12 protein-coding genes are annotated in these 12,302 nt (G+C 43.4%); 9 read left to right on the forward strand and 3 right to left on the reverse strand.

The features are described 5' to 3' along the window. Nucleotides 1–2: 2 nt before the first annotated feature. Nucleotides 3–1,364, reverse strand: a complete 1,362-nt coding sequence (locus WKT00_RS01185; protein ID WP_101694541.1) for a spore germination protein — start codon at nucleotides 1,362–1,364, stop codon at nucleotides 3–5. A 185-nt stretch (nucleotides 1,365–1,549) separates the two neighbouring features. On the opposite strand from WKT00_RS01185, the gene WKT00_RS01190 reads away from it, so the two are divergent. The 3 genes from WKT00_RS01190 to WKT00_RS01200 are packed head-to-tail and all read left to right on the forward strand — an operon-like array spanning nucleotide 1,550 to nucleotide 4,508. Next, nucleotides 1,550–2,935 carry an MATE family efflux transporter gene (locus WKT00_RS01190; protein WP_101694540.1) on the forward strand — a complete coding sequence of 462 codons (1,386 nt, stop codon included), beginning with the start codon at nucleotides 1,550–1,552 and terminating at the stop codon, nucleotides 2,933–2,935. A 20-nt stretch (nucleotides 2,936–2,955) separates the two neighbouring features. Then, entirely contained in the window at nucleotides 2,956–3,819 is an 864-nt protein-coding gene (locus WKT00_RS01195; RefSeq protein ID WP_101694539.1) for a DegV family protein, read from the forward strand. Nucleotides 3,820–3,839: 20 nt separating this feature from the next. After that, complete coding sequence (locus WKT00_RS01200; RefSeq protein WP_101694538.1) at nucleotides 3,840–4,508, forward strand: B3/B4 domain-containing protein; 669 nt, start codon at nucleotides 3,840–3,842, stop codon at nucleotides 4,506–4,508. A 68-nt stretch (nucleotides 4,509–4,576) separates the two neighbouring features. On the opposite strand, the gene WKT00_RS01205 is transcribed toward WKT00_RS01200, so the two are convergent. Continuing rightward, on the reverse strand, nucleotides 4,577–5,932 hold the full coding sequence (locus WKT00_RS01205; protein ID WP_101694537.1) for a sodium-dependent transporter: 1,356 nt from the start codon (nucleotides 5,930–5,932) through the stop codon (nucleotides 4,577–4,579). A gap of 397 nt (nucleotides 5,933–6,329) precedes the next feature. On the opposite strand from WKT00_RS01205, the gene infC reads away from it, so the two are divergent. The 6 genes from infC to WKT00_RS01235 all read left to right on the forward strand — a co-directional run bounded on the left by infC (nucleotide 6,330) and on the right by WKT00_RS01235 (nucleotide 11,741). Beyond that, nucleotides 6,330–6,824: a translation initiation factor IF-3 gene (gene infC, locus WKT00_RS01210; protein WP_101694536.1), complete on the forward strand. Its 495-nt coding sequence runs from the start codon at nucleotides 6,330–6,332 to the stop codon at nucleotides 6,822–6,824. Between the two features lie 33 nt (nucleotides 6,825–6,857). Beyond that, the gene (gene rpmI, locus WKT00_RS01215) at nucleotides 6,858–7,055 is read left to right on the forward strand and encodes a 50S ribosomal protein L35 (RefSeq protein ID WP_101694535.1); all 198 of its coding nucleotides are present in this window, start codon (nucleotides 6,858–6,860) and stop codon (nucleotides 7,053–7,055) included. 33 nt (nucleotides 7,056–7,088) lie between these two features. Continuing rightward, on the forward strand, nucleotides 7,089–7,445 hold the full coding sequence (rplT, locus tag WKT00_RS01220; protein ID WP_101694534.1) for a 50S ribosomal protein L20: 357 nt from the start codon (nucleotides 7,089–7,091) through the stop codon (nucleotides 7,443–7,445). Nucleotides 7,446–7,541: 96 nt separating this feature from the next. Next, nucleotides 7,542–9,326 carry an ABC transporter ATP-binding protein gene (locus tag WKT00_RS01225; RefSeq protein WP_173814164.1) on the forward strand — a complete coding sequence of 595 codons (1,785 nt, stop codon included), beginning with the start codon at nucleotides 7,542–7,544 and terminating at the stop codon, nucleotides 9,324–9,326. Next, complete coding sequence (locus tag WKT00_RS01230; RefSeq protein WP_340260433.1) at nucleotides 9,313–11,148, forward strand: ABC transporter ATP-binding protein; 1,836 nt, start codon at nucleotides 9,313–9,315, stop codon at nucleotides 11,146–11,148. Before WKT00_RS01225 ends, WKT00_RS01230 begins: the two co-directional genes overlap by 14 nt. A 41-nt stretch (nucleotides 11,149–11,189) precedes the next feature. Further along, on the forward strand, nucleotides 11,190–11,741 hold the full coding sequence (locus WKT00_RS01235; protein ID WP_173814166.1) for a cysteine hydrolase family protein: 552 nt from the start codon (nucleotides 11,190–11,192) through the stop codon (nucleotides 11,739–11,741). A 14-nt stretch (nucleotides 11,742–11,755) separates the two neighbouring features. Here WKT00_RS01235 and WKT00_RS01240 read toward each other — a convergent pair whose 3' ends face one another. After that, the gene (locus tag WKT00_RS01240) at nucleotides 11,756–12,232 is read right to left on the reverse strand and encodes an S-ribosylhomocysteine lyase (RefSeq protein ID WP_101694530.1); all 477 of its coding nucleotides are present in this window, start codon (nucleotides 12,230–12,232) and stop codon (nucleotides 11,756–11,758) included. Nucleotides 12,233–12,302: the final 70 nt, after the last annotated feature.

Genomic DNA, 12,302 nt, shown 5'->3' on the forward strand with positions numbered 1-12,302 from the left:
CGTTAGTTTAGTTTAATGTTCAAATAGTTTCGTCCCGATAATGTCTTGTTAAAGCAGAAGCTTAAGAGGATAACGAGACATCCGGCAGCAAAGCCTGCCCAGTTAAATAACGCAGTCAGAATCAGAAGCTGCAACCGCATAAATTTCAAGGCGTAACCAAGTTCGAAGTTGGGCTGAGTATAATTTGCCACTGCGACAAATGCCATATAAAGCATGACTTCGGAGTTGAACCAACCGGATTTCACTGAGAATTCTCCCATCACAAGGCCGGCGATGACACTTAGGGGAGTGCTTAGCATACTAGGGGTATTTAAGGCTGCAAGGCGCAGACCGTCGATGGCGATTTCCAGCATCAGGAGCTGAAAAATCAGCGGAATATTAACCGTGTCCTTGACGGCTACGAAGGCAAAAATTTTAGGAAGCCAGTTTAAGTTTTGCATAAAGAGCAGAAATAAAGGGGTTAAAAATATGGTCATCAGATTAATCAATACGCGGGAAAACTTCAGGTATACGCTGGTGAGCGTTGGAAAATAATAGTCGTTGGCTTCTTCAATGATATCCAGTACAGAAGTAGGGAGAATCATTGCAGACGGCGAGTTGTCTACAAGGATAATCACTTTCCCTTCAAACAGGCAGGCGGCGGCAGTGTCCGGTCGTTCCGTGAATTTGAATTTAGGGAATGGGTTGTACCATTTGCGTTTGAACATGCATTCTGCCAGGGTTTGTTGGTTCATACGAAGATCATTGGTTTGAATGTTTTTGATCCGTTCGGATACGGTCTGCAGAAGCTTCTGATCCACCCGGTCTGACATATAGCAGATGGCGACGTCAGTGCGGGAACTTTCGCCTACCTCCAGCATTTGCATGGTCAGATGAGGATCCCGGATGCGTCGTCTAAGAAGTGCCGTATTAAATACGATCGTTTCCACAAATCCATCCCTGGATCCGCGTAAGGACTTGTCTTTGTCTGGTTCTTCCACGCTTCTTGCAGGATATGTGCGGCAATCGATGGCGATGCAGGACTCATAGCCGTCTATGAACAGGCAGGTGACTCCGGACAGGACGTTTTTTAATACCTGGTCAAAGTCGCCAAGAACGTCTACCTCTACGTATGGAATGCACATGCGTGCAAATTGTGTGGCATCTGCAGGCATGGTTTCTTCTGTTACCTTGAACATGGAATCCATGATTTTGAGCATGACTTCGTCTTTGGTAAATCCATCTATAAAATAAAAGGTCGCCATGCGGCCTCCGATCAGCATGTCCCGCTGAATAATGTCAAAGCTTTCTTTCACCGGCAGTGTTTCGTTCATATAGTTCATGCTGGCTTCTCTGGATGCTGTAATGATTTTTGGTTCCGGCATATGATTTCCTCCGCTTATTCAATCAGTTGTTTCAGCAATAGAATGCCCGGATTTGTGGATGCTTATACAGGTGTTTTTTGGGATTTATCCGACTCTTTCATAGTAATTTTATTTTACAGAATGAGAGGATAGTGTTAAAATCATACAATGTGAAATAATTTGTGAAGGGAAGAGGTTTGAAAAATATGCAGGAGAAAAAAGATAATCGACTGGGAACAGAACCGCTTGGGAAACTGATGGTATCATTGGCGCTTCCGGCGGTTGCAGCTCAGCTTATTAACTTGCTGTATAATATTGTGGATCGAATTTATATTGGCCATATTAAGGGGTATGGAGATGTGGCATTAACTGGAGTAGGAGTGACATTTCCAATTATTATGTTAATCGCTGCATTTAGTGCATTTGCCGGAATGGGTGGAGCACCGTTGGCATCCATTCAGCTGGGGAAAAAGGATTATCAGGAGGCCGAGAAAATCCTTGGAAATTCTGCGGGAATGATCGTGTTTTTTTCCATTGTTCTTACCATTGGATTTTTGATTTTTAAGACGCCGGTTCTCTATGCTTTTGGAGCCAGTGATGCAACAATTGGATATGCAGAAGATTATATTACAATTTACTTATTTGGAACGATTTTTGTACAGCTTGCTTTGGGACTGAATACATTTATCAGCGGGCAGGGAGCTGCAAAGACTGCGATGCTGTCGGTTCTTATTGGAGCAGTGATCAATATCTGCCTGGATCCGGTATTTATTTTTGCGCTGGATATGGGAGTGAAGGGAGCGGCTCTTGCAACAGTGATTTCACAGGCGGTCAGCGCAGTGTGGGTTGTGCGTTTCCTTGTTTCGGGCAAGAGTGTGATCCGGCTGAAAACATCCAATATGCGCTTAGAAGGAAAGATTGTGCGCAATATCGCAAGCCTTGGAATTTCACCGTTTATTATGCAAAGCACGGAGAGTTTGGTAAGTATTACATTGAATGCCGGACTGCAAAAGTACGGCGGAGACCTTTATGTGGGAACGATGTCGATTATGACCAGTGTTATGCAGATGATCGTAATTCCGGTACAGGGAATTACACAAGGGGTACAGCCGATTATCAGCTATAACTATGGAGCCGGGAATAAGAAGAGAGTGATTGGCACATTCAGCCGTCTGATTGGAATCTGTTTTGGAGCAACGCTGGTCCTTGCCGGAGTTGCCGTGCTGGCACCGGAGGTGTATGCATCCATCTTTACATCTAAGAGAGAATTGGTGGAACTGACGTCTCAGGTGATGCCGGTCTATTTTATGGGGCTTACCATTTTTGGTATTCAGTCTGCGTGTCAGTCTACTTTTCTGGCGCTTGGAGAGGCAAAAGTGTCGGTGCTGATTGCACTTCTTCGGAAAGTGATTTTGTTAATCCCTCTGGCAATTCTTCTGCCGAAATGGATGGGTGTTATGGGAATTTATCGTGCAGAGCCAATTGCGGATGTAACGTCTGTGGTTGTTACATCGATATTGTTTATCTTTACAATGAAAAAAATTTTGCCTAAGATGGGCAAAAGTGATATGATGGAGGAAAAGAAAAATTAAGCATCAGAGGAGGGAAATACATGAGCGATTATGTTGTAACAGTGAATAGTACCGTGGATCTTCCGAAAGAATGGCTTGCAGAGAGAAATGTTCCGGTCATTCCTTTGAAATATACCATAGATGGCGAGACCTGTGAAGATATGGCGGGGCTGTCATCCAAAGAATTTTTTCAGAAACTAAGAGACGGAAAGATGGCTACGACATCACAGATCAACCCGGAGGAAGCAAGGGAGGCATTGGAGCCGTTTTTAAAAGAAGGAAAAGATGTACTCCATCTGGCATTTTCTTCTGCTCTTAGCGGCACCTGCAATAGTATGCGGATTGCGGCGGAAGAGTTGAAAGAGGAATATCCAGAGCGGAAAATTATCGTGATCGATACGCTGTGCGCGTGCCTTGGAGAAGGACTTCTTCTCTATTATGTGCTGAAACTTAAGCAGGAAGGAAAAACCATCGAAGAAGTGGAAGCGTGGGTGGAGGAAAATAAACTTCATATCTGTCACAATGTTACCGTAGATGACTTGAATCATCTGCAGAGGGGCGGACGGATTTCAAAGACGGCAGCCGTTCTTGGAACAATGGTACAGATTAAGCCGATGATTCATGTGGCTGACGATGGTTCGCTTCAGGTAGTTGGAAAAGAAAGAGGACGGAAGCGCTCTCTGAATAAGATTGTGGATAAAGCAGTTGAACAAAGCAAAGGATGGGAACAGGACATTGTAATGATTACCCATGGAGACTGTCTGGAAGATGCCCAGTATGTTGCAGAACTGGTTCGCGCGAAGATGGGAATTGAGAATATTCTGATTAATAATATAGGAACGGTAATTGGAAGTCATACAGGACCGGGAGTGGTAGCGGTATTCTGTATGGGAAATAAGCGTTAACAGAGTCGGAGGAAACAAAAATGAAGAAGAATCTGACGATTGATGCCAAAATGAAAGAACTCTGGCCGGCGACAAGGGTTGGGTGTTTTCAGTATCGGGTAAAGGTAGAAAAGAAAAATGAAGAAATGTGGAAGTATCTGAAGAAGGATATTTTCAAAAAAACGAAGGATGCAATCTTTGATTATGGGGTAAATGATATTCCCAATATTAAAGAGTCAAGACTTGCATATAAGGCTTTTGGCAAGGATCCTAGCCGTTACCGCGTATCCTCAGAAGCGTTGATTCGCCGAATTGGACAGGGCAAAGGTCTGTATGAGGTCAATACAGTGGTGGATGTGAACAACCTGATCTCGATTGAATCAGGCTTCTCAGTGGGTTCTTATGATACTGCGAATATCGAAGAAGACTTAGTGTTTCGTGTAGGGCGAGAAGGAGAGACTTACAAAGGAATTGGAAAAGAAGAGATCAAAATCGACTGTCTTCCGGTTCTGGCGGATGAAAAAGGAGCCATTGGAAGCTCTACCAGTGATTCGGAGCGTGCGATGATTACAGAATCAGCCGCCGAGGTTCTGACGCTAATCTATTCCTTTTCGGACAATGACGATCTGGAAAAGGCATTAGAATACGGGAAACGGTATCTGGAAACTTACGCAGGTGCAGAAGAAATAGAAAGCTGGATTGTAGAATAAAAGGTAAGAAAACACCGGATTTGTAAGAATATCAAATCCGGTGTTTTTATTATGGATTCATTTTAAAATTATAATTTGATGATTCCAAATGTATTGGCTACAGAACTTACCAGAATCAGAATCAGGAAAATTGGAGCAACCCATTTGATCATAACAGTGAAAAGCTTTTCGCCTTTGAATTTACCGTTGGTTTCTTTGACTTCGTCTGCGATTGCCTTTGGTTTAATAATAAATCCTACAAAGATACAGGTAAAGAATGCTACGATTGGCATCAGTATACTGTTGCTTAAAAAGTCCATAATATCCAGAATTGTCAGTCCCATCCAGCTGATGAAGCTAAGAGGTCCAAATCCGAGAGAGGATGGAATACCCATTACCAGTGCAAGAGCTGTTACGAACAGACAAGCGCCTTTTCTGCTCCAGTGGAATTTGTCACGGAAGATGGATACGATAGTTTCCATCAGGGAGATCGCAGAAGTAAGTGCTGCGAAGAATACCATCAGGAAGAACAGGCATCCGATAAATCCGCCGAGTTTCATGCTGTCAAATACTTTTGGAAGTGTCATGAACATCAGTCCAGGACCAGAACTTAACATGGAACGGTCACCGCCGGAGAATACGAATACGGCCGGGATGATCATCAGTCCTGCCAAAAAGGCGATACCGGTATCGAATACTTCAATCTGTCTGACAGAACTTTCCAGGTTGTTCTCTTTCTTCATATAAGAACCATAGGTTACCATAATACCCATTGCAAGGGACATGGAGTAGAAGAGCTGACCCATCGCTGCAAGAACTGTCTTTACAGAGATGTCAGACATATGTGGCTTGATGTAGTAAACGAATCCTTCCATTGCTCCATCAAGTGTCAATCCGTATACCGCAATAAATATGGTTAAAAGAACCAGAATCGGCATCATCACCTTGCTGACTTTTTCAATTCCTTTTTCTACTCCGCACAGTACGATAATAGCAGTCAGAGCGATAAACAGGAAGAACCATCCAAGGGGTTCAAAAGTTCCGCTGATAAAACTATTAAAATAAGTATCTTCTGCTGCAGTATGTACGCCGCCAGTTAAAAATACTGCGAAGTATTTAATTACCCATCCGCCGATTACAGAATAATAAGGGAAGATGATAATCGGAACCAGTGCAGCCAATACGCCGAGGAAACTGAATCGTTTGTCGAGAACCTTAAAAGCGCCGATGGCACTTAAGCCGGTCTTTCTTCCGATTGCGATTTCGGCAACCATGAGTGTGAAACCAAAGGTGACTGCCAAAATCAAATAGATCAGAAGAAAAGAACCACCGCCGTATTGGGCAGCAAGATAAGGGAAACGCCAGATATTTCCAAGACCTACAGCGGAACCGGAAGCAGCCAGTACGAATCCCAGTTTACTGGAAAAGTTACTTCGTTTTTGCATATTACAAAACCTCCTCTAAAAATAGTATGCAATCATTCCTAAAAAATAGATTATGCTCTATTATTGCATGAAAGATTGATTTTTTCAAGCAAAACTGTTACAATTAATGAAACGATGTCGAAAATTATAATAAATATGGTAAAAAATGAAAGAAAAGCAGAAGAAAGAAAAATAATTATTGACATCTGAACGCAGTTATGGTAGATTAATAAATGCATGAGGAAAAAAGAAAGCAGAGTATCCACTCTCACCGTAGCACAATCGGGTGACTATCGGTTTGATATTGAGTATTACGACGATGAAAGTTCGTGTGTATACAGATATATAAGTGGATGGTCTGAGACTGTTCACTTATTTTTTATTATGATGATGGAGGTGCACGACAATTAGCGATTTAATGATTAACGGGCAAATCAGAGACAAAGAAGTACGAGTAATTGGAGAGAATGGAGACCAGTTGGGAATCATGTCATCCAGAGAAGCAATGAAACTTGCGCAGGAAGCAGAGCTTGATCTGGTAAAGATTGCTCCAAAGGCTCAGCCGCCGGTTTGCAAGATTATTGATTATGGTAAGTACAGATATGAGCTTGCAAGAAAAGAAAAAGAGGCGAAGAAAAAACAGAAGACCGTTGAAGTGAAGGAAGTACGTCTGTCACCTAATATCGATACAAATGATTTGAATACGAAGGTGAACAATGCTAAGAAGTTCATCAGTAAAGGAAACAAAGTAAAAGTAACGCTTCGATTCAGAGGACGTGAGATGGCACATGTTCAGCAGAGTAAACATATTTTGGATGATTTTGCCGGAATGCTGGAAGATGTTGCTGTAGTAGAAAAACCTGCTAAGATGGAAGGCAGAAGTATGAGCATGGTTTTAACCGTAAAACGTTAAAAATACATTTACAAATTTAAGGAGGAAGTTATTATGCCAAAAATTAAAACAAATAGAGCGGCTGCAAAGCGCTTCAAAAAAACAGGTACAGGAAAATTAAAAAGAAATAAAGCTTATAAGAGCCATATCTTAACTAAGAAATCTACAAAGAGAAAAAGAAATCTTAGAAAATCAATCATTACTGATGAAACTAACGTAAAGAACATGAAGAAAGTATTACCATATCTGTAAGATATCGGAAGTATTGAAGGAGGATAATAAGAGATGGCAAGAATTAAGGGCGGATTAAACGCTAAAAAGAAACACAATAGAACATTAAAGTTAGCAAAAGGATACAGAGGAGCACGTTCTAAACAGTACAGAGTTGCAAAACAGTCTGTTATGAGAGCTTTAACTTCTGCATACGCAGGAAGAAAACAGCGCAAACGTCAGATGCGTCAGCTTTGGATCGCTCGTATCAACGCAGCAGCAAGAATGAATGGTCTGTCTTACAGCAAATTCATGCACGGCTTAAAGGTAGCAAATGTTGACATGAACAGAAAGATGCTTGCAGAGATGGCTGTTAATGATGCAGAAGGATTTGCAGCACTTGCAGAGCTTGCTAAGAGCAAACTTGCTTAATTGGATGAAAAAGTTATAAGATGGATCCCGGGCATAAGTCCGGGATTTTCTTGTATCATTTTCTTGTAACATAGGAAATTATGAGGAGAAAAATATATGAAAAGCAGAAAAATACGCATGACAGCACAGTTTTTTAACGGTGCAAAAAGGTATTTTGCAGGAGCAGTTTTTGCATCTCTTATGACGACTGCGCTGAATGCTTTGACGCCCCAGATTTTTCGATTTACCATCGATTCGGTGTTGGGAAGTGGAAAATACCCATATCTGTTGTCGCATCTGTGGATCATGGCGCTGATACTGGTGGCAGTTGCAGCTTTGTCCGGAATTTTTCTGTATATGGGAAGGGTTGGAACGGCGCTGGCGGGAGAGACATTTGCCAGAAATATGCGGGAGTCATTGTTCTCCCATGTGCAGAAGCTTCCGATGTCCTGGCATGACCACAATCAGACAGGAGATATTATTCAGCGCTGTACTTCGGATGTGGAAGTGATCCGAAATTTTGTTGTGACACAGCTTTTGGAGGTGTTTCGGACTGCATTTCTGGTGGCAGTATCGTTTGGTATGATGTTTTCCATGAATCGGAAATTGTCGCTGATTGTTCTGGGATTTGTCCCGGTGGTTGTGCTATATTCGGCTGTTTTTTATCGCCTGATTGCAAGGCGGTTTACGGATGCCGATGAGGCGGAAGGAGAATTGTCTACCGTAGTGCAGGAAAATGCTACCGGGGTTCGGGTAGTGCGGGCATTTGGAAGAGAAAAGTTTGAGATGGATCGATTTCAAGAGAAAAATGACGCATTTGCGAAGCTGTGGATTAAGCTTGGAACACTTTCCGGCCTCTATTGGGGCGTGGGAGATCTGATTACCGGGCTTCAGGTGGTGACGGTGATTGTGATTGGCGCTGTAGAGGCGGTTTATGGCAATATTACAGTGGGAGAATTTGTGGCGTTTGCTTCCTATAATACGACGCTGGTATGGCCGATTCGCGGACTTGGAAGAATTCTCTCTGATATGAGTAAGGCTGGCGTGTCTTTTGAACGTGTAGACTACATTGTAAAGGGAGAAGAAGAGGCGTATGGGCAGAATGCAAAGAAGGAGGAATGTGAGAAAGCTTTGGATATTCGGTTTTCACATGTTGACTTTTCTTATGGAGAAGGCAAAGAAGTTCTTTCCGATGTATCTTTTGAGATTCCAGGAGGGACAACATTTGGAATTCTGGGAGGAACCGGAAGCGGTAAGTCTACAATTGCACAGCTTCTGACCCGTCTGTATGAGTGCGAGAAGGGGAAGGGAAAGATCTTCGTGGGAGACCGGGAAGTTCAGGATATCCCGTTGGAGGAACTTAGAAAGATGGTGGGGATGGTGCTGCAGGAACCATTTCTCTATTCACGAACAATTCGGGAGAATATCGAGGCTTCTGCGCCGGGAGCATCCTTAGAAGAGATCCGTCAGGCCGCAAAGATTGCCTGTGTGGACGATGCGATTATGGGATTTCCGGATGGCTATGATACACTGGTAGGAGAGCGGGGCGTTACCCTGTCAGGTGGACAGAGGCAACGGATTGCGATAGCAAGAATGCTGCTTCAGAATGCAAAGGTGATGGTGTTTGATGATTCGCTGTCTGCAGTGGATGCACAGACGGACTATGTGATCCGTAAGGAGCTTCTTAAGAATCGAAAAGATACAACGATGATCTTGATTTCTCACCGGATTACAACATTGATGGGAGCGGATCAGATCCTGGTTTTGAATCATGGAAGGGTAGAAGAACTGGGAACCCATGAGCAGCTGATTCAGGGACAGGGAATTTACCGAAAGATCTATGAGATACAGATGAGTCAGGATGACAGAAAGAAGGTGAAAAAGCAAGATGGCGGCTTATGAAGAACAGGAGTATAAGAAACCGTTTCAAATGAAAGTCTGGGCAAAGATGTTTCCGTTTTTTAAGCCTTACCGAAAATATTTTATGATTACACTGGGATTGAATATTTTCCTGGCAGGCGTGGATGTGTTGACACCACTGTTTCAAAGTTATGCGATTGATCATTTTATTGTTCCGAATACGCTGCAGGGAATCGGAGTGTTTGCAGCGGCTTATGTGGGAATGATCGTGATGCAGACGGTGTCGGTGTACTGGTCGGTTCACGCGGCTACTACGATTGAGATGTGTGTAGGGAAGGATTTGAAATGGGCACAGTTTAAGCATCTGCAGACGTTATCTTTTTCCTATTATAATACGACGCCGGTGGGGTATATTCATGCACGGGTGATGAGTGACACGTTAAAGATTGCCAGCGTAGTTGCCTGGGGGCTAGTGGATATGTTTTGGGCGTTCCTCTATGTGGTCAGCGTGTTTATTATTATGTTTTTTTTGAATGCTCGTCTTGCGTTGATTCTTCTGGTAATCGTGCCTTGTATTGCTGTACTGACGGTGGTATTTCAAAATAAGATTCTTTACTGGAACCGGCGGGTCAGAAAGATTAATTCTCAGATTACCAGTGCGTATAACGAAGGAATCACCGGTGTTCGGACATCGAAAAGTATGGGGATTGAGAAGGAGAATGAAGATGCCTTTTCCGGGCGAACCTCGGATATGTACCAGGCGGCGGGGCGTGCGGCAAAGCTAAATGCTGTCTATATTCCATTGATTTTGCTTTGCGGATCATCGGCTGCCGCGTTCGTCTTATACCGAGGCGGCTACATGGTACAGGAGGATTTGATACGGCTGGGAACGCTGTCGGTGTTTATTTCCTATGCGGTCGTTATTTTTGAGCCGATTCAGCAGCTGGCGAGGCTTCTGGCCGATTTAATTTCCTGTCAGGCAAATATTGAACGGGTGATGGATCTTTTGGAACAGACACCGAACGTAACGGATCGGGCGGAGGTAATCGAAAAGTATGGAGATCATTTTCAGCCGAAAAAGGAAAACTGGGAGAAGATAAAAGGAGATATTGTATTTGAAGATGTGTCCTTTCGCTATCCTGATGGAAAAGAATATGTGTTGGAGCATTTTAATCTGCATGTTCCTGCAGGCATGAATGTGGCAATTGTGGGAGAAACAGGGGCTGGAAAGTCAACTCTTGTAAACTTGGTGGGACGGTTTTTTGAGCCTACGGCGGGACGGATTCTGGTTGATGGTGTAGATTATCGAGAACGAAGTCAGCTTTGGCTTCATAGCCAGATCGGGTATGTCCTTCAAAATCCTCATCTTTTTTCAGGGACGGTACGGGAGAATATCCGGTATGGCCGTCTGGATGCAACAGATGCGGAAGTAGAGGAAGCTGCAAGAAGTGTATCGGCAGATGAGGTGGTTCGGAAATTAAAAGATGGATACGACAGCGATGTTGGTGAAAGTGGTGGCCGTTTATCGACGGGTGAAAAGCAGCTTCTGTCTTTTGCCAGGGCGATTTTGGCAGATCCGGCAATTTTTGTATTGGATGAGGCGACCTCTTCGATTGATACGGCAACAGAACAGTTGATTCAAAAGGCAACACAAAAACTGCTGAAAGGGCACACCTCTTTTGTAATTGCACATCGCCTGTCTACCATTCGGAATGCAGATCTGATTTTGGTGGTGAAGGATGGAAAAGTGATTGAGCAAGGAACGCATGAAGAGTTGCTGGCCCGGCAGGGATATTATAGAAATCTGTATGATAAGCAGTTTGAGGAAGAGGAAGCAAGACGGATTTTTGAGGGAAGTAGATAGCTGTTAACAAGAGTATAGTTGATAATAAAAAGGAGAAAAACATGGAAATATTAGTAGTGGTAGATATGCAGAATGATTTTGTTGATGGTGCGCTTGGAACAAAAGAAGCGGTAGAGATTGTGCCGAAGGTTGCAGAGAAGATTCGTCTTTTCAAGGATGGAACCAACAGTCGGGTTCTGTACACTAGAGATACGCACGAAGAGAATTACCTTGATACGCAGGAAGGACGTCATCTTCCGGTACGCCATTGTATCCGCGGAACGCAAGGATGGGAGATTTGTCCGGAAATAGAATTGCTTAGAAAAGAGCAGCCGATCGATAAGCCGACGTTTGGAAGTCCGGTGCTTGGCCAGCTTTTGAAAGCGCAGGACGAGGATCTGAAAAAACAAGGGAAAGAGGGAATTACATCGGTAACGCTGGTAGGGCTTTGCACCGATATCTGTGTGATTTCAAATGCTTTGCTGGTGAAGGCATTTCTACCGGAAACTCCGGTGATTGTAGATGCCAGCTGTTGTGCCGGAGTTACGGTAGAAAGCCATCAAAATGCATTGCAGGCTATGAATATGTGTCAGATTCAGATTATCGGACAATAAACGATTTTGCCACATTAGGGATAGATCAGACGTTCATCGGTAATGTCGGTTAAGACCTCTTCCAGATATTTTTTTGCCAGATATTTTGCCATGGGAAGATTCATATCCAAGTAGTTTCCGCAATCTTTTGCGGATGCTCCGGGAACTTCTCCTTCAAAAGCGGCAATGAAGGAAAACATTTCCTGCATTAAAGGAATGATGTCGCGAGACTCATACTTACCGGAAAGAAGAAGATAGAAGCCGGTTCGGCATCCCATAGGGCCGAAATAGATTGTTTTATCGCCAAATTCGGCATGATTGCGAAGAAAAGTTGCTGCAAGATGTTCAATGGTATGCATCTCGGCGGTGTTCATCACAGGTTCATCGTTGGGACTGGTCATGCGAAGGTCGAAAGTGGTAATCGGTGATTCGCCTGCGTAATCTACCCGGGAAACATAGACACCGGGAATTAATTTTAAATGGTCTATTGTGAAACTGGTAATTTTCTGCATATTTTTGTACTCCTTTTCTCTGTAATTACAGGTATTATAGCACTTTTACGTATAATATACTATGAAAAAT

The organism is Dorea sp. ICN-14282 (assembly GCF_037890115.1).
GTDB classification, from domain to species: domain Bacteria; phylum Bacillota; class Clostridia; order Lachnospirales; family Lachnospiraceae; genus Dorea_B; species Dorea_B phocaeensis.